The sequence below is a fragment of the Streptomyces sp. NPDC033845 genome, from assembly GCF_055576225.1.
In genome coordinates this window covers 26,137-42,704 of sequence record NZ_JBVIRI010000024.1, presented here as the reverse complement: position 1 = coordinate 42,704, position 16,568 = coordinate 26,137, and the positions used below count along the sequence as shown (strand labels likewise).

The following is a 16,568-nucleotide window of genomic DNA, read 5'->3' as shown; positions in this document are numbered from 1 at the left end:
CGGAACCCTCCCGGGCCGACGGGCACCTGCGACCAGAGGAGTGACTCCCTCCAGCAATGGACGGATCGTCCGGTAGTACCCGCGCCGCCCTCCCCCCGGAGGCGGCGGCATGACCATCCCGCTACTCCTGCTCCTGGCGGCCTTCGTTCTCATCCTCGCCAACGGCTTCTTCGTGGCCGCCGAATTCGGGCTGGTCACCGTCGAGAAGCCGGAGGCCGAACGGGCCGCCGCCGAAGGCGACCGCCGCGCCCGCACCGTCGTCAAGGCGCTGCGCGAGCTCTCCTTCCAGCTCTCCGGAACCCAGCTGGGCATCACCATCACCTCCCTGGTGGTCGGCATGCTCGCCCAGCCCGCCCTCGCCGCGCTGCTCGCCGTGCCGCTCACCGCGGCCGGGGTGCCGGCCGGCGCCGTACCCTCGCTGGCCGTGGTCATCGGCATGCTGCTGGCCTCCGCGGTCCAGATGGTGGTCGGCGAACTCGTCCCGAAGAACTGGGCGGTCTCCCGGCCGCTCCAGGTCGCCCGGTTCGTGGCCGGCCCCCAGCACGCCTTCTCCCGGGTCTTCCGCCCGGTCATCGCCGGCCTGAACGGCCTCGCCAACCGCCTCGTGCGGGCGCTCGGCGTGGAGCCCGCCGAGGAGCTGGCCTCCGCCCGCACCCCCGGCGAGCTGGTCTCCCTGGTCCGGCATTCGGCCCAGGCCGGCGCCCTGGAACAGGACACCGCCGACCTGTTCGTCCGCACCCTCTCGCTGGGCGGGCTCACCGCCCAGCACGTGATGACCCCCCGGGTGCGGGTCAGCGCCCTCCAGTCCACCGCCACCGCGGCCGACGTGCTCAACCTGACCCGGGCCACCGGCCTGTCCCGCTTCCCGGTCTACCGGGAGCGGATCGACGAGGTCACCGGGGTGGTGCACCTCAAGGACGCGCTGGCCGTGTCCGAACCCGAACGGGCCCGGACCAGCGTCGCCCGGATCGCGCTGCCCCCGCTGCGGGTCCCCGGCACCCTGCCGCTCCAGCCGCTGCTGGAACTGCTCCGCAGCGAACAGCCGATGGCCGTGGTCGTCGACGAGTACGGCGGCACCGCCGGGGTGGTCACCCTGGAGGACATCGTCGAGGAACTCGTCGGCGAGGTCCACGACGAGCACGACCGGGTCGAGGCCCGCCCCGAGCTGGCCCAGATCGCCGCCGAGGACGGCCGCCCCTCCTGGGAGGCCGACGGCAGCTGCCGGGTGCACACCCTGCGCCGGATAGGCCTGGACGTCCCGGTCGGCCCGTACGAGACCGTCGCCGGACTGGTCGCGGACCTCCTCGGCCGGATCCCCGCCCCCGGGGACCGGGCCGAACTCCCCGGCTGGAAGCTGTCCGTCCGCCAGGTGGGCCGCAACCGCGCCGAACGCGTCCGGCTGGTCCGCACGGTCCCGGCACCGGCCTCCTCGGCCGCGACCGCCGCGCCGTACGCCCGGACGGAGCGGCCCGGCCCCGCGGCCCGCCCGGCCGCCGAACTGGAGGGGGCGCTCCGATGACCGCCCTGCAACTCCTCTTCGCGCTGTTCCTGGTCCTCGCCAACGGCTTCTTCGTCGGCGCGGAGTTCGCCCTGGTCTCGGTCCGCCGCAGCCAGATCGAACCCCTGGCGGCCGGCTCCAAACGGGCCCGGCAGGTGCTCCACGGGCTGGAGAACCTGCCGCGCATGATGGCGGCGGCCCAGTTCGGGATCACCGTCTGCTCCCTCACCCTGGGCGCGGTCGCCGAACCCACCGTGGCCCGGGCCCTGGAACCGCTGTTCCACGCCCTGCACCTGCCGCACGGGCTGGTCCACCCGCTGGGCTACGCCTGCGCCCTGGCCGCGGTGGTCCTGCTCCACCTGGTGATCGGCGAGATGGTCCCCAAGAACCTCGCCATGGCCGCCCCGGAGCGCACGGCACTCTGGCTCAGCCCCGGACTGGTGGCCTTCGCCCGGGTCTGCGGCCCGGTCACGGCGGCCCTGGGCGCCTGCGCCCATTCCGTGCTGAGGCTGTTCAAGGTGGAGCCCAAGGAGGAGGTGGAGGCCGTCTACACCAGCGCCCAGCTGGGCCGGCTGCTCCAGGACTCCCGGCAGGCCGGTCTGCTGGAACCGGTGGAGCAGGAACGCCTGGAGGACGCCCTGGAACTGGGCACCCGCCCGGTCACCGACGTCCTGCTGGCCGCCGACCGGCTGGTCACGGTCGATCCCTCGGCCACCCCGGCGCAGATCGAGCAGCTCACGGTCCGCACCGGCTACTCCCGGTTCCCGGTCCGCTCGGACGGCGGCGCCTTCATGGGCTACGTCCATGTGAAGGACGTCCTCGACCTGGAGGACCGGGAGCGTCCCGTCCCGCAGCGCAGCTGGCGCCGCATGACCACGCTGGCCGCCGCCCTCCCGCTGGACGACGCCCTCACCACGATGCGCCGGGAGGCCACCCATCTGGCACAGGTGGCCGATCCGGCCGGCCGGGTGCTGGGCCTGGTCGCCCTGGAGGACGTGCTGGAGATGCTGGTGGGCGAGGTCCGGGACCCCACCCACCGGCTGCCCGCCTGACGACCGCGCCCCCGCCCCCGCCGCCGGCCCGTCCGGCGGTACGGGGGCGGGGGCGCGGCCGTCACAGCGGTGGCGGGTCCGGCTGCGGTCCGCGGCCGGAGAGGACCTCCCCGTACGCCTGCATCAGGTCCGGCAGCCGTAACGTGGCCAGGTCCGAGCGGGAGGGGGTGCCCCCGTACCCGGCGAGCCGCAGGTCCCGGTAGGCGCAGCTCTTCTCGTACAGGGTCCGCAGGAACCGGCCGTTGCCCAGTTCGTCGATCCAGCCCTGCTCCACCACGTGCCCGCTGATGCTCCGCAGCTCGTCCAGGGCCTCCTCGTCCCACCGGTCCCCGTTGGCCTCGGCCAGCACCCCGCCGATCGAGGTCAGTTCCAGCGGCCGGTAGCTGGGGAAGTCCACCCGGGTGGTGAACCGTGAGGACAGTCCCGGATTGGCCGTCAGCAGCCGGTCCATGCCCGCCGGATAGCCCGCGAGGATCACCACCAGGTGGTCCCGGTTGTCCTCGGCCCGCTTCAGGAGCACCTGGAGGGCCTCGTCCCCGTACGCGTCGCCCTTGCTGTAGCCGGAGTTGGACAGGCTGTACGCCTCGTCGACGAACAGCACCCCGCCGATCGCCGAATCGATCAGTTCATTGGCCTTCACCGCCGTCTGCCCGAGGAACTCGCCCACCAGATCGGCGCGTTGGGCCTCGACCAGATGGTCTCCGCCGAGCAGCCCCAAGGCGTAGAACACCCGGCCCAGGATCCTGGCCACCGTGGTCTTCCCGGTCCCGGAGGGCCCCGAGAACACGAAGTGCCGCTTCGGCGGCTGCACCGGCAGCCCCTGCCCGGCCCGCAGCCGGGCCATGTGCAGCTGCGCCGACAACGCCTTGACCTGCCGTTTCACCGGCTCCAGACCGACCATCCGCTCCAGTTCCGCCAGCGCCTCGGCGAGCAGCGCGGGATCGGCCGGTCCGGCCGGCAGCCCGGGCGGCACCGGCTGGGCCGGCACCGGCGCCTTGCGGCGCACCCCGTCCAGCCGTCCGCCGACCGGGCTCCCGCCGCCGGGGCCCGGCACCCCGGGCCCGCCGATGCCCGCCCCCGGCCCCGCGGCGGACCCGGTCCCGGATCCCGGGCCGGCGCCCAGCCCGCCGCCGCCCCCGCCGGCCAGCGCGGCACCGGCCGCCGGGCCGCCGTACCGCTGGTCGGGGGGCTCGCCGCCGAGCAGCGGATCCGGCTCGGCCAGGGTCGGCACGACCGCCGCGAAGTCACCCCCGACCGGGGTCAGGTCGTAGCCCTCCAGCCCGTCCGACTCGGCGATGGCCGTCAGCCGGGCCGCGGTGTCCATGAACGCCGGGTCCACCCGGTGCACCGCCCGGTACAGCGGCAGCGCCGCCGCGCTCCGGCCGGTCCCCTCGTGGGCCCGGGCCAGCCAGTAGCGCAGTTCCTTGCGCTGCGGCTGCTCGCTCCGGCAGCGCATCAGCGCGGCCGACAGCATCGGTTCCGCCTGCCCGTACATCTCCAGCCGCACCCGGGCCATCCCGCCGAACAGCCCCGCCTCGATGCCCAGCAGCGGATCGTCCACCAGCGGCTCGGTGTGCCGGACCAGATGGTCCCAGTCCTTCACCAGATAGGCCCGGCAGGCGTGCAGGAACCGCACCTGGGGATCGGCGTCCACCGGGGGCAGCGCGGCGAGCGCCTGGTCCAGCTCCGGCACGTGCCGGCTGTCCAGCCAGTGCGAGGCGTGCGCCAGCAGCAGATCGCGCGGGCTCTCCAGCACCGGCTGCACCCACCACCCCAGCCAGTACCAGGAGTTGAGCGTCCTCCGGTGCCGGGCCCGCTGCTCGCCGAACCGGTCCCGGTGGGTGTACATCCGCAGCAGCGCGGTGGTGGTGTCCACCCGCAGCGCGTGCAGCCCCAGCCAGGCGTCGGCCATGGTGGGATCGAGCCGTACGGCAGCCCGGAACTCCTCCTCGGCCTGCGGATAGGCGCCCATGGTGCAGGCGTCCACCCCCCGCAGCCAGGCGAGTTCGGCCGGGGCGTGCGTGCTGCCGCTGCCCTGCGTGCCGAAATCCATCACATCCCCCACAAGCCTGCCCCCGTGGTGCGCGCCAACCATCGTTTCGAACACGTGAGTTGTCTGTGCGCCGATGAAATCAGGCTGGCATCGTACCTGCGGTCACCGGGCTTACGCAGTGCGCTGCGCGCACCGATCGAAGGGCTTCCCGGCGGCGCCTCGGTCACGCAGGGTGAAGAACGGGGGTGGTCGAAGGGCCCCGTGGGGCGGAACGGAGCCCCCGATCACGGGGGAACAACCGGGGGCTCGCGTCCGCCGCGGCCTCGTGAGGCCGTGCATTCAGAACGTAAGGCCGTCGCGGCACCCGGGTCAAGCGGTCGCGGGCGGGCCCCGGGAGAGCGGGATTCCGGAAGCGATCAGGCCCGGGGGAGTCCGTCACCCTCGGTCACCGAAGGGGTGGTTCCCGCTGTCGCAGCGGCCACGGAAGTCCACTCGTATCCCGTACCGCTCTGCCGCACCAGGGTGTCGGCGAAGGGGCGTGAGGGGTCATCCGCGAAGTGTTCCGACTCCGCGCGCTCCCATCCGTCCCAGAACCCGCCCAGTTCGCGCCCGTCCCGGTCCCGTCCGCGCCCCCAGGACACCTCGCGGGGCGTCTCCAGCCACAACAGCCGCGCCAGATGCGGGCGCAGCGCCCGGCGGCCCGCCCCGACCCCCTCCACCAGCAGCAGCGGCACCGGCTCCAGCACCCGGGCCGGCCCGAACCGGCGCTCCACCCAGTCGTACGGCTCCCAGTGCGCGGCCCGCCCCGCCGCCAGCGGCTCCAGCACCTGCTCGCGCAGCCGGCCGGTCCAGCCGAACAACTCCTCATGGCTGGCCACGTCGTCGAGGTGCAGCACCGGAGCCCCGCCGAGCGCCGCGGCCAGCCGGCCGGCGAAGGTGCTCTTCCCGGACCCGGCGTGCCCGTCCACCCCGATCAGCCGCACCGGCCCGAGCGAGGGCGGCAGCGCGGCGAGCTCCCGCGCCAGAACCTGAAGCGACCCGTCCGTGTCCACCCGCCCACCCTAGGCCGTCTCTTCCGGATCCTCCCGGGCCGGGCCGTCTCCGGCGGGCCGGCCCGGGACGGGCGACGTGCGGGGCGGCGACACGCGGGGCGGGGGCCGGGGCTGGATCGGGTGCGGGCGGGCTGGAAGGCTGGTCCGAGCCGCCCCGAGACCCGGAGGTTCCCGATGACCGCCCCCGCCCCGCGCCGCGCCCTGCTCGCCGCCGTCCTCGCCGCGGCCGCCGCCATGACCGGCCCGGCCGCCGCCGCCGGCCGCCGGCCCGAGCGGTCGGGCCCCGGTGCCGGGGCCGGTTCCGGGGACGGCGCGGTCCCCGCCGGCGCGGCCGCGGCCGCGGCGGGAGCCGCCCTGGCCGGGCCCTTCGTCGACAACCGGTTCTGGACCACCTACCAGGACTGGCGCTCCGGCACCCACAACGGCACCACGGCCCTGTCCGGCACCCGCCCCGCCCTCGGTTTCGCCGCCCCGGCCGGCCGCACCGAGTACGCCGATCCGCACACCGGCCGCAAGAGCACCTGGGAGTACGCCGTCTGGACCTCCCCGGCCCACCCCTCCACGGTCCCGGCCACCGAGCTCATCCCCTCCTGGAACGCCCGCACCCCGGCCGGCAGCTGGGTGCAGACCGAACTCCGCGGCACGTACACCGACGGCACCAGCACCCCCTGGTTCGTCCTCGGCCGCTGGGCCTCCGGCGAGGCCGACATCCGCCGGACCTCGGTGGACGGCCAGACCGACGGCCGGGCCACCGTCTGGACCGACACCCTGGCGCTCGGCGACGCGGCCAAGGCCAAGGGGCTCCGGCTGCGCTCCTGGCGGCTGCGGCTGACCCTGCACCGCCGTCCCGGCTCCACGGCCGCCCCGCTGGTCTGGCTGGCCGGCGCGATGGCCTCGGACGTCCCCGACCGGTTCACCGTCCCGGCCACCGCCCCCGGCCCGGCCCGCGAGCTGAAGGTGCCCCGCTACTCCCAGGAGATCCACGCGGGCCGCTACCCCGAGTACGACAGCGGCGGTGAGGCCTGGTGCAGCCCCACCTCCTCGCAGATGATCATCGAGTACTGGGGGCGCAAGCCCGCCCCCGCCGACCTCGCCTGGGTCCGGCGCGACTACTCCGACCCACAGGTCTGCCACGCGGCCCGCTCCACCTACGACCACGCCTACAAGGGCTGCGGGAACTGGCCCTTCAACGCCGCCTACGCCGCCACCTACCCGGACCTCACCGCCGTGGTGACCCGGCTCGGCTCCCTCGCCGACCTGGAGGTCCTGATCGCGGCCGGCATCCCGGCCATCACCTCGCAGTCCTTCCGCGAGGGCGAGCTGACCGGCGCGGGCTACGGCACGGCGGGCCACCTGATGACCGTGATCGGCTTCACCCCCGCCGGCGACGTGATCGCCAACGACCCCAACTCGCCGACCAACACCGCCGTCCGCCGGGTGTACCGCCGCCGGGAGTGGGAGAACGTCTGGCTCCGCACCAAGCGGTACACGGCGGCCGGCAAGGTCGCCTCCGGCAGCGGAGGGGTCTGCTACCTCTATGTGCCGGCCCGCCCCACCACCGCCCAGACCGCCGCCCTCCAGCGGGTCGGAGTCCTCTGAGTTTCCGCCGGTTCCTCCCGCATGACCGGCGCGCCAAGAGGGAATAAAGGTCACATAAAGGGCATCGAACACGTCTCCAGGAGGCGGCCCCCATGACCACCCAAGCCAGAATCGAGCACCACCCCGACCTCGCCGAGATGCGCTCCCGGTTCGAGCGGGTCACCAGCACCCCCCGCGCCCAGGCGGTGGAAACCCTGGCCCTGATCACGGGCCTGTACCTGGCGGCCTCGCCGTGGATCGCCGGGTTCAGCGACCTCGGGCCGCTGGCGATCAACAACCTCATCGCGGGCATCGCGTTCTGCGTCTGCATGAGCGGGCTGGGCTCCGCCTACGAGCGCACCCACGCGATGGCCTGGACGGCCGTCGCGCTGGGCGCCTGGACCATCGTCGCCCCGTGGGTCATCGCGGGCGAGATGGACACCACCCGCAGCGTGGTCAGCAACGTGATCACCGGAGCCGTCGCCCTCTGCCTGGGCCTGGCCATGGTGGCCATGGCGGGCGGACGACGGGACCGCGGCACCGGCTGACCGCACCCCGGCCGGGCACCCGGCCGGGCCGCGGGCCCCGGCGGCAGTGACCAACGTCTCTACCGCCGGGGCCCCCTTCGCTGGCACATTGGACGGACGACCGGGGGGAAGCACCACCGTCCACTGCCAGACGAACCGATGCGAGATCTCCATGACCGTGAACAGCGCCGCCTCCGACCGCCCCGGAACCCTGGTACGGACCGGTGGTCCCCGGGAGGACTCCAAGTGGCTGGAGAACGTCCTCGGCTGGACCCTGGTGGTCGTCGTCGCCATGTTCGTCACCCAGGTCGGCTGGTTCTAGCGCCCCCTAGCCCCCTGGCCCCCTGGCCCCACCGTCCCGCCCGGCCCCGCGGTCCCGCCTCCGCCCTCCCGTGGAGGTGCGATACTGCGGGGCATCTTTGGCAGTTCGAGGCTAGGGCCGGATGTGGACACTGGGCAGCAGCGCGGGGCGACCGGCCGGTCACAGGCCCGCAGGGCCGAACTCATAGCCATCGGCCGGAAGTTGTTCTCCGACACCTCCTACGACGCCCTGTCGATGGACGACATCGCCAAGCAGGCGGGGGTCGCCAAGGGGCTGATCTACTACTACTTCAAGAGCAAGCGCGGCTACTACCTGGCCATCGTCGAGGACTCCGTCGCCGAGCTGGTCTCCCGGGCCGGCGGCGAGCGCGAGCTCCCCGGCGCCGAGCGGGTCCGCCGGACCGTCGACGGATACCTGCACTACGCCGAGCACCACCGGGCCGCCTACCGCACCATCGTCACCGGCGGCGTCGGCTCCGACGCCGAGGTCCTCGCCATCCGGGACGCCGTCCGCGAGGAACTGCTGGTCACCATCGCCGAGGGCGCCTACGGCCGCCGCACCGTCCCCGCCCTGGCCCGCCTCGCCCTCATCGGCTGGCTCTCCGGGGTGGAGGGCACCACCCTGGACTGGATCGGATCCCTCGGCACCCCCGGGCAGCCCGGCCGAGAGGAACTCGCCGCGCTGCTGGTCCGCCAGCTGCGTGCGACCCTGACGGTGATCGCCGAGTTCCTCCCCGAATGTCCGGCCCCACCCCAGGCAGCACCCCAGGGCCCGCCGCGGAGCCCGCTCCGGGCACCGGGAACGGCCGATCTTGCACCCGTGACGTAAAGCATCCGATCGGGCATACTCAACCCGCCGCAGCCGCTCGCCAGCCCTTCCGTGATCCGGAAGGGCGGCATCGGCTGCCTGAGAACCGAGACCGGCGGCGCGACCCACACCCCGCGCGTCGCCGCCGTGCCCGACGAGGGAGGAGAGCGCCGCCATGACCGACCGCGCCCCGCAGCCGGTGGACCGTCAGCTGCCCACCGAGGAGTCCAGGGACCTCCTCGCACTGGTACGCGACATCGCGGCCCGGGAGATCCGCCCGCAGGCCGCCGAGGAGGAAGAGGCCGGCCGGTTCCCGCGCGAGACCTTCCGGATCCTCTCCGAAGCCGGTCTGCTCGGCCTCCCGTACGACGGCGAATCCGGCGGCGGCGACCAGCCCTACGAGGTCTACCTCCAGGTGCTCGAAGAGCTCGCCGCGGCCCGTCTCACCGTCGGCCTCGGCGTCAGCGTCCACTCCCTCGCCTGCCACGGCCTGGCCGGCTACGGCACCAAGGAGCAGCAGGCCGAACACCTTCCCGCGATGCTCGGCGGCGGCCTGCTCGGCGCCTACTGCCTCTCCGAGCCCGCCGCCGGATCCGACGCCGCCTCGCTGTCCACCAAGGCCGTCCGCGACGGCGACGACTGGATCATCAACGGCACCAAGGCCTGGATCACCCACGGCGGGATCGCCGACTTCTACACCGTCCTGGCCCGCACCGGCGCCGACGGCCCCAAGGGCATCACCGCCTTCCTGGTCCCCGGTGACGCCCCCGGACTGACCTCGGCCCCGCCCGAGAAGAAGATGGGCATGAAGGGCTCGCCCACCGCCCAGCTCCACTTCGACGGCGTACGGGTCTCCGACGCCCGGCGCCTCGGCGAGGAGGGCCAGGGCTTCTCCATCGCCCTCTCCGCCCTCGACTCGGGCCGCCTGGGCATCGCGGCCTGCGCCATCGGCGTGGCCCAGGCAGCCCTGGACGAGGCCCTCGGCTACGCACTGGACCGCAAGCAGTTCGGCCACCCCATCGCCGACTTCCAGGGCCTGCGCTTCATGCTCGCCGACATGGCCACCCGCATCGAGGCCGGCCGCGCCCTCTACCTGGCGGCCGCCCGGCTCCGCGACGCCGGCCGCCCGTTCTCCCGCCAGGCCGCCATGGCCAAACTGTTCTGCACCGACGCCGCCATGGCCGTCACCACGGACGCCGTCCAGGTCCTCGGCGGCTACGGCTACACCCAGGACTTCCCGGTGGAGCGACTGATGCGCGAAGCGAAGGTCCTCCAGATCGTCGAAGGCACCAACCAGATCCAGCGCATGGTCATCGCCCGCCACCTCGCCGGCCCCGAATCCCGCCCCTGACCCCGGCAGATCCCGGGCCCGTCCTACTCGGCCCCGCCCAGCTCGGGCCCCGGCCCGGCCCGGCTCCGGCTCAGCCCCGGTCCGGCCCGGCTCCGGCTCGACCCTGCCCGTGTCCGACCTCGGCTCCGGTCCGGCTCAGCCCCGGTCCGGCCCCGCGAGCGGGACCCGTCCCCGTCTTGAGTCGGACCCGAGCCGTCTGCGACCCCGGCCGGCCCGGGGTCTGCGCCGGTGCCGTTCCCGGTCGGCCCTCGGCCCGCGGGCTCGGGCCGGGGCTCTCCGCCAGGGGCCCGCAGCCCCGGCGCGCGGCCTGCCGCCTGGGCGGGACCTGCGGTCCGGTCCGGTGGCCCACGGTCCGTGCCCGGCGCCCTCGGCCCGCAGCTTCGGCCCGGCCCCTGGGCCGAGCCCTTCGGCCCGGCGCCCGTGCCGCGCCCGTGGCCGGGGTCCTCAGCCGTCGAAGAGGGGGCCGTCCGGCCATACCGGGGTGTCGGCCACTCGCTGCCATTCCGGGTCGCGCTGTCCCGGGAGGGTCCGGCCCTCGATGGTCCAGCGGGCGACCAGGTCGCGGTAGATCGGCGGGTCCGGGGCGGTGGCGGGAAACGCGGTGGCGGGAGCCGTGGGGGAGGCAGCGGTGGGCGGGGTGGTCAGTCGGTGAACCGATTCTTCGTAACCCGGGGCCGCCACCGGCCGCCGCCGTCTCCCGGTCGAAGCCTCAAGCAGGGTCATGCCAGGGCCAACGTGCGCCCCCGGCCCCGGGTCACTGGGGCCATCCGTTCGACCCCTCCCCCCTACCCCCTTCCCCGGGCAAGGGGGTAGGGGGCGAGCGCCGCCGCCACCACACGGCATGGCGCAGGATGCCGAGGTGTCAGGGAATGACACGACCCTGTTCCCCGGCGCGGTTTCTGACGTACCGTCATATCCGTCCGCCGAGCCGCCCGCGCCAGGAGCCCCGCATGCCCGCAGACCGTCCCGTAGCCCTGGACGAATACCCCGTCCACCAGGCCCCGTTGTCGATGAAGCACGTGGTCACCGGCGACCGGAACGCCTATGACCGCTGCATCTTCCACGTCTTCGACCACACCGGCCGTGCCCTCCTCATCCTCGGCCTGGGCGTCTACCCGAACGCCGGGGTCATCGACGCCTACGCCACCCTCCGCACCGGCGGCGAACTCCTCGCCGTACGCGCCTCCGACGCCCTCACCGACGACCGGATGGACCTCTCCGTGGGCCCGATCCGGATCACCGTCGACGTCCCGCTCAAGCAGTTCGGCCTGCACTGCGACCCGGACCCCGCAGACCCCGAGGGCCTCTCCTTCGACCTCGTCTGGACGGCGGAGTTCCCGGCCGTCTGGGAACCGCACCACGTCCAGCGGCGCGGGGACCGCCTGATGCTGGAGGGCCGCCGGTTCGTCCAGGCCGGCCAGGTCACCGGCACCCTCCGCGCCAAGGGCGAGGAGACCGTCCTGACCCCGGGGGAGTGGACCGGCACCCGCGACCGCAGCTGGGGCGTCCGCCCCATCCCCGGGGAGGACGGCGGCCGGGCCGCCGAGGAGCACCGCACCGAGGGGTTCCACTGGCTCTGGATCCCGGTCCGCTTCGAGGACCGCTTCCTGATGGTCATCGTCCAGGAGGACGCCGACGGCCACCGCACCCTCGGCGAGGCCGTCCAGGTGCTGCCCGAGTCGGCCGGCCGCCCCGACATCCAACTCGGCTGGCCCTACAGCGACATCCGCTACCGCCCCGGCAGCCGGCACCCCGAGTCCGCGGTGATCCACCTGACCGACCCGGTCTCCCGCAAACCCCTGGAGCTCGGCGTGGAGATCCTCGCCTCCTCCCCGCTGGCCGTCGGCGCCGGCTATCCGCCCGCCGACGACTGGCAGCACGGCAGCTGGCAGGGCCGCGGCTGGACCGACCGCCGCCGCTACGACCTCAGCGATCCCTCCGCGCACCCGATGGCCGCGTACGGGGTCACCGACCACTCGGCCCGCTTCACCCTCGACGGCCGCACCGGCTACGGGATCTTCGAGCACGGCAGCTTCGGCCGCCACGACCCGAGCGGCTTCACCGACTACGCCTCGGTCGCCCCGTAGCCCGTAGCCCGTAGCCCGGACGCCGCACCCCGAGGCCCGCAGCCGACCCACCCCAGCCGACCCGCCCCCGCCCCGACCCGAAGGGACAGCCATGGCCCCCCGTCCCCGCACGTCCACCCGCGACCCGGAGGAGCTCGGCCGCCGACTCGGCGTCTGGCTGGCCGGCCGGCTTCCCGGCGCCCGGATCACCGGAGTCAGCGTCCCCGCCTCCAACGGGATGTCCAGCGAGACCCTGCTCTTCGACATCGAGCACCCGGACGCCCCGGTCCGCTCCTGCGCCCTCCGGCTGGCCGCCGACCCGGCCGCCTACACCGTCTTCCCCACCTACGACATGCCCCGCCAGCACCGGGTGATGAGCCTGGTCGCCGAGCACACCGACCTCCCGGTGCCGCGAGTGCTCTGGCTGGAGGAGGACCCGGCCCCGCTCGGGGCGCCGTTCTTCGTGATGGCCCGCGCCGAGGGGCGGGTCCCGCCGGATGTCATGCCCTACACCTACGAGGGCAACTGGCTGCACTCCGCCACCGACGCCGAACGCGCCGAGCTCCAGGAGGCGAGCATCTCGCTGCTCGCCCGGCTGCACGACCAGTTCCCGGCCCGGGAGGCGGCCTTCCTGCTGCCACCCGCCGGGGGACGGAGCCAGGACGCGGACGACGAGGACGCGGACGACGAGGACGCCGGGGGCAAGGGGCACGGCAGCCCGCTGCGCCGGCATGTCGAGGCCCAGCGCGCCTACTACGCCTGGGTGGTCGAGGGTCTGGCCGGGTCACCGCTGCTGGAACGCGCCTTCGCCCGGCTGGAGGAGATCTGGCCGGCCGACGAGGGCGAGCCGGTCCTCAACTGGGGCGACGCCCGCATCGGCAACGTCATCTACCAGAACGACGGCTTCCAGCCGGTCGCCGTGCTCGACTGGGAGATGGCCTCCTGCGCCCCGCGCGAGGTCGACCTCGGCTGGACCGTCTATCTGCACCGCTTCTTCCAGGACCTGACCGTCTCCTTCGGCCAGCCCGGCCTGCCCGGCTTCCTGCGCCGCGAGGACATCGAACGCCGGTACGCCGAACTCACCGGGCACACCCCGCGCGACATGGAGTTCCACACCCTGTACGCGGCCCTCCGGCACGGCATCGTGATGCTCCGGATCGCCTACCGGCAGGCGCACTTCGGGGAGGTCGAGATCCCGGCGGCCGCCGAGGACGTCGACGGCCTGATCCTGCACCACGCCGCCCTGGACGCCATGGTGCGGGGCACCTACTGGAAGGAATAGCCGCGGGCGCGGCGGGGCAGGGCGCGCAGGGGACCGGCGGCCCGCCCGCCGGTCCGCCTCAGGCGGCGCGTACGTGCTGACGCAGCTGCGGCGGCGCGGCCACCAGCCGGATCGGACGCGAGCCCGGGCCGCCCACGTGCGAGAACGGCTGGGTCCGCCAGTCGAGCCCCTGGGGCAGGGCCAGCAGCACCACGGCCTCCAGCTCGGTCTCCGCGCCCTCGGTCCCGCCGATGACCGGCAGCGCGTCGGAGACCGGCCGCCCGGTTCCGGCGCAGACGGTCAGCCCGAAGGGGTTCCAGGGGGAGAGGCAGAGGGCGTGCTCCGGAAGCTGCTCCTCGTCCGCGACCAGCGCGATGGACTGCCCGCAGTCGGGGCAGGTCGCGTGGTGGGTCGCGAATGGTTCGGCGTCCTCCGGGTAGTCGGAGTCGTCGGGGCCCCCGGCGTCGCCGCCGTGGGAGACGTCGAGAAGTTCCAGTGGCTCCGGCTCGCTGCGGCCGGTGCGCTTGGTGTTCGGCATGGTTGTACTCCCCCTTGGGTGGGCCGGGCTGGCAGGTGCGGCCTCGGCCACAGCAAGCACTTCCCGCCAAGCCGCGCGGGTAACCACATCACCCCGGCGGAGGAGTGCATACCCCTGTGGCTTTCGTCACATGCCCGCCGCAGGTGCCTCCTGCGCTGAGACGGTACTGGGCGATCCGGCCGCGGGGGCTTAGGTTGAGCGGCTATGAGCGCAATGGAGGAGCTGGACCGCCAGATCGTGGATCTGCTCGTGCGGGACGGGCGGATGAGCTACACGGATCTGGGCAAGGCCACGGGACTGTCGACCTCGGCGGTCCATCAGCGAGTACGCCGGCTGGAGCAGCGCGGGGTGATCCGCGGCTATGCCGCCGTCGTGGACCCCGAGGCCGTCGGGCTGCCCCTGACCGCCTTCATCTCGGTCAAACCCTTCGATCCGTCGGCCCCCGACGACATCGCGGAGCGGCTGGCCGGGGTGCCCGAGATCGAGGCCTGCCACAGTGTCGCGGGCGACGAGAACTACATCCTCAAGGTCAGGGTGGCCACCCCGCTGGAGCTGGAGGACCTGCTGGGCCGGCTGCGCCATCTGGCCGGGGTCTCCACCCGCACCACGGTCGTGCTCTCCACCCCGTACGAGTCCCGCCCCCCGCGCGTCTGATATGGCCCGGCCGCCGCGCTCCCGGCGTTGAGCACGGTGCTGAGGGACGGCCGGGCGGACGGTGCGGAGGGCCGCCGGGCGCCGCGCCGGCCCCTCCCGGCACCCCCGGGCCACGGCGGGTCCGCGCACCCGCGAGACTGATCCCATGACGCACGGCCATGGCGCGGCGACCCCGCACAGCAACCAGCCCCCCCGCACCGTCCTCCTCCGCCGCGGCGAGGTGCACAGTCCCGCCGACCCCTTCGCCACCGCGATGGTGGTCGAGCACGGACACATCGCCTGGGTCGGCTCCGAGGGCGCCGCCGACGCCTTCGCCGGGGGAGTGGACGAGGTCGTCGACCTCGACGGCGCCCTGGTGACCCCGGCCTTCACCGACGCCCATGTGCACACCACCTCCACCGGCCTGGCCCTGACCGGCCTGGACCTCACCCGGGCCGGCTCCCTCGCCGAGGCCCTGGACCTGGTCCGGGAGTACGCCCGGGCCCGCCCGGCCGACCGGGTGCTGCTCGGCCACGGCTGGGACGCGGCCCGCTGGCCCGAGCGCCGCCCCCCGTACCGGGCCGAGCTCGACGAGGCCGTCGGCGGCCGCCCCCTCTACCTCAGCCGGATCGACGTGCACTCGGCGGCCGTCTCCACCGCCCTGCTCGACCTGGTGCCGCGGATCCGCGAGCGGGCCGGTTTCACCGCCGGCGAGCCGGGCGGGCCACTGACCCGCGACGCCCACCACGCGGTCCGCGCCGCCGCCTTCGCGGCCGTCACCCCCGTCCAGCGGGCGGAGGCCCAGCGCACCGCGCTCCGGCACGCCGCCTCCCTCGGCATCGGCTCCCTGCACGAGTGCGGCGGACCGGACATCTCCTCCGAGGAGGACTTCACCGCCCTGCTGGCCCTCGCCGGGGCCGAACCCGGCCCCCGCGTCTTCGGCTACTGGGCCGACCGCGACCTGGACCGGGCCCGCGCGCTCGGCGCCGTCGGCGCGGGCGGGGACCTGTTCGTGGACGGTGCCCTGGGCTCCCACACGGCCTGTCTGCACGCCCCCTACCGCGACGCCCCCCACACCGGCACCGGCTATCTGGACGCGGCCGATATCGCCTCCCATGTGGCCGACTGCACCGAGGCCGGCCTGCAGGCCGGGTTCCACGCCATCGGGGACGCCGCGGTCGGCGCGGTGGTCGAGGGGGTCCGGGCGGCGGCCGAGAAGGTCGGCACGGCCCGGATCCGGGCCGCCCGGCACCGGGTCGAGCACGCCGAGATGATGACCCCGGAGACCATCGCCGCCTTCGCCGAGCTCGGTCTGACCGCCTCGGTGCAGCCGGCCTTCGACGCGAACTGGGGCGGTCCCGACGGCATGTACGCCGACCGGCTGGGGGCCGACCGGGCCCGCACCCTGAACCCCTTCGCGGCCCTGCTCCGGGCGGGCGTGCCGCTGGCCTTCGGCTCGGACGCCCCGGTCACCCCGCTGGACCCCTGGGGGACCGTGCGGGCCGCCGCCTTCCACCGCACCGCCGAGCACCGGATCTCCGTACGGGCCGCCTTCACCGCGCACACCCGGGGCGGCTGGCGGGCGCTGGGGCGGGACGACGCCGGGACCCTGGTCCCCGGTGCCCCGGCGGACTACGCCCTCTGGCGGACCGGGGACCTGGTGGTGCAGGCCCCCGACGACCGGGTGGCCCGCTGGTCCACCGACCCCCGCTCGGGCACCCCGGGCCTGCCCGACCTCAGCCCCGGCGCCGAGCTGCCGGTGTGCCTGGCCACGGTGGTCGGCGGCCGGGAGGTATTCGTACGCCCACAGGGGTGACGGGGTCCGCCTGCGTTCGGCGCGGGCGGGTGGACCCGGATAGGTTCGGCCGGGTCCACCACAGGACGTCCGTA

At 74.6% G+C, this 16,568-nt stretch carries 15 protein-coding genes; 11 read left to right on the top strand and 4 right to left on the bottom strand.

The genetic code is table 11. The features are described from left to right. Positions 1–109 precede the first annotated feature (109 nt). Together ACZ50K_RS32545 and ACZ50K_RS32540 are read left to right on the top strand one after the other, a co-directional pair. Complete coding sequence (locus ACZ50K_RS32545; protein WP_468909841.1) at positions 110–1,519, top strand: hemolysin family protein; 1,410 nt, start codon at positions 110–112, stop codon at positions 1,517–1,519. Next, the gene (locus ACZ50K_RS32540) at positions 1,516–2,550 is read left to right on the top strand and encodes a hemolysin family protein (RefSeq protein ID WP_468909838.1); all 1,035 of its coding nucleotides are present in this window, start codon (positions 1,516–1,518) and stop codon (positions 2,548–2,550) included. Before ACZ50K_RS32545 ends, ACZ50K_RS32540 begins: the two co-directional genes overlap by 4 nt. A gap of 61 nt (positions 2,551–2,611) precedes the next feature. Here ACZ50K_RS32540 and ACZ50K_RS32535 read toward each other — a convergent pair whose 3' ends face one another. Then, complete coding sequence (locus ACZ50K_RS32535; RefSeq protein WP_468909836.1) at positions 2,612–4,603, bottom strand: AAA family ATPase; 1,992 nt, start codon at positions 4,601–4,603, stop codon at positions 2,612–2,614. A gap of 356 nt (positions 4,604–4,959) precedes the next feature. Further along, positions 4,960–5,595, bottom strand: coding sequence for a uridine kinase family protein (locus tag ACZ50K_RS32530; RefSeq protein ID WP_468909833.1), 636 nt, complete (start codon positions 5,593–5,595; stop codon positions 4,960–4,962). 174 nt (positions 5,596–5,769) lie between these two features. Here ACZ50K_RS32530 and ACZ50K_RS32525 point away from each other — a divergent pair, with 174 nt between their 5' ends. The 5 genes from ACZ50K_RS32525 to ACZ50K_RS32505 all read left to right on the top strand — a co-directional run bounded on the left by ACZ50K_RS32525 (position 5,770) and on the right by ACZ50K_RS32505 (position 10,180). After that, entirely contained in the window at positions 5,770–7,194 is a 1,425-nt protein-coding gene (locus tag ACZ50K_RS32525; protein WP_468909831.1) for a peptidase C39 family protein, read from the top strand. A 92-nt stretch (positions 7,195–7,286) separates the two neighbouring features. Further along, the gene (locus tag ACZ50K_RS32520) at positions 7,287–7,721 is read left to right on the top strand and encodes an SPW repeat protein (protein ID WP_468909830.1); all 435 of its coding nucleotides are present in this window, start codon (positions 7,287–7,289) and stop codon (positions 7,719–7,721) included. A 151-nt stretch (positions 7,722–7,872) separates the two neighbouring features. Further along, entirely contained in the window at positions 7,873–8,022 is a 150-nt protein-coding gene (locus tag ACZ50K_RS32515) for an SCO1431 family membrane protein (RefSeq protein ID WP_468909829.1), read from the top strand. Positions 8,023–8,145: 123 nt separating this feature from the next. Next, entirely contained in the window at positions 8,146–8,850 is a 705-nt protein-coding gene (locus ACZ50K_RS32510; protein WP_468909826.1) for a TetR/AcrR family transcriptional regulator, read from the top strand. A gap of 154 nt (positions 8,851–9,004) precedes the next feature. Continuing rightward, the gene (locus tag ACZ50K_RS32505) at positions 9,005–10,180 is read left to right on the top strand and encodes an acyl-CoA dehydrogenase (protein WP_468909823.1); all 1,176 of its coding nucleotides are present in this window, start codon (positions 9,005–9,007) and stop codon (positions 10,178–10,180) included. Positions 10,181–10,624: 444 nt separating this feature from the next. On the opposite strand, the gene ACZ50K_RS32500 is transcribed toward ACZ50K_RS32505, so the two are convergent. Beyond that, a complete protein-coding gene (locus tag ACZ50K_RS32500) occupies positions 10,625–10,903 on the bottom strand; it encodes a hypothetical protein (protein ID WP_468909821.1) in 279 nt (92 codons plus the stop codon). Positions 10,904–11,130: 227 nt separating this feature from the next. On the opposite strand from ACZ50K_RS32500, the gene ACZ50K_RS32495 reads away from it, so the two are divergent. After that, the gene (locus tag ACZ50K_RS32495; protein WP_468909818.1) at positions 11,131–12,267 is read left to right on the top strand and encodes an Rv3169 family protein; all 1,137 of its coding nucleotides are present in this window, start codon (positions 11,131–11,133) and stop codon (positions 12,265–12,267) included. Positions 12,268–12,358: 91 nt separating this feature from the next. After that, positions 12,359–13,528, top strand: coding sequence for a phosphotransferase family protein (locus tag ACZ50K_RS32490; RefSeq protein ID WP_468909815.1), 1,170 nt, complete (start codon positions 12,359–12,361; stop codon positions 13,526–13,528). A gap of 58 nt (positions 13,529–13,586) precedes the next feature. On the opposite strand, the gene ACZ50K_RS32485 is transcribed toward ACZ50K_RS32490, so the two are convergent. Further along, positions 13,587–14,045, bottom strand: coding sequence for a hypothetical protein (locus tag ACZ50K_RS32485; RefSeq protein ID WP_468909812.1), 459 nt, complete (start codon positions 14,043–14,045; stop codon positions 13,587–13,589). Positions 14,046–14,258: 213 nt separating this feature from the next. Here ACZ50K_RS32485 and ACZ50K_RS32480 point away from each other — a divergent pair, with 213 nt between their 5' ends. Both ACZ50K_RS32480 and ACZ50K_RS32475 read left to right on the top strand, forming a co-directional pair. Next, on the top strand, positions 14,259–14,699 hold the full coding sequence (locus ACZ50K_RS32480; protein WP_468909928.1) for an Lrp/AsnC family transcriptional regulator: 441 nt from the start codon (positions 14,259–14,261) through the stop codon (positions 14,697–14,699). Positions 14,700–14,844: 145 nt separating this feature from the next. Further along, entirely contained in the window at positions 14,845–16,494 is a 1,650-nt protein-coding gene (locus ACZ50K_RS32475; protein WP_468909811.1) for an amidohydrolase, read from the top strand. Positions 16,495–16,568: the final 74 nt, after the last annotated feature.

Coding starts and splice junctions, on each gene's coding strand:
- ACZ50K_RS32545 (WP_468909841.1), top strand. CDS start 110: ATGACCATCCCGCTACTCCTGCTCCTGGCGGCCTTCGTTCTCATCCTC.
- ACZ50K_RS32540 (WP_468909838.1), top strand. CDS start 1,516: ATGACCGCCCTGCAACTCCTCTTCGCGCTGTTCCTGGTCCTCGCCAAC.
- ACZ50K_RS32535 (WP_468909836.1), bottom strand. CDS start 4,603: ATGGATTTCGGCACGCAGGGCAGCGGCAGCACGCACGCCCCGGCCGAA.
- ACZ50K_RS32525 (WP_468909831.1), top strand. CDS start 5,770: ATGACCGCCCCCGCCCCGCGCCGCGCCCTGCTCGCCGCCGTCCTCGCC.
- ACZ50K_RS32520 (WP_468909830.1), top strand. CDS start 7,287: ATGACCACCCAAGCCAGAATCGAGCACCACCCCGACCTCGCCGAGATG.
- ACZ50K_RS32515 (WP_468909829.1), top strand. CDS start 7,873: ATGACCGTGAACAGCGCCGCCTCCGACCGCCCCGGAACCCTGGTACGG.
- ACZ50K_RS32505 (WP_468909823.1), top strand. CDS start 9,005: ATGACCGACCGCGCCCCGCAGCCGGTGGACCGTCAGCTGCCCACCGAG.
- ACZ50K_RS32500 (WP_468909821.1), bottom strand. CDS start 10,903: ATGACCCTGCTTGAGGCTTCGACCGGGAGACGGCGGCGGCCGGTGGCG.
- ACZ50K_RS32495 (WP_468909818.1), top strand. CDS start 11,131: ATGCCCGCAGACCGTCCCGTAGCCCTGGACGAATACCCCGTCCACCAG.
- ACZ50K_RS32490 (WP_468909815.1), top strand. CDS start 12,359: ATGGCCCCCCGTCCCCGCACGTCCACCCGCGACCCGGAGGAGCTCGGC.
- ACZ50K_RS32485 (WP_468909812.1), bottom strand. CDS start 14,045: ATGCCGAACACCAAGCGCACCGGCCGCAGCGAGCCGGAGCCACTGGAA.
- ACZ50K_RS32480 (WP_468909928.1), top strand. CDS start 14,259: ATGGAGGAGCTGGACCGCCAGATCGTGGATCTGCTCGTGCGGGACGGG.
- ACZ50K_RS32475 (WP_468909811.1), top strand. CDS start 14,845: ATGACGCACGGCCATGGCGCGGCGACCCCGCACAGCAACCAGCCCCCC.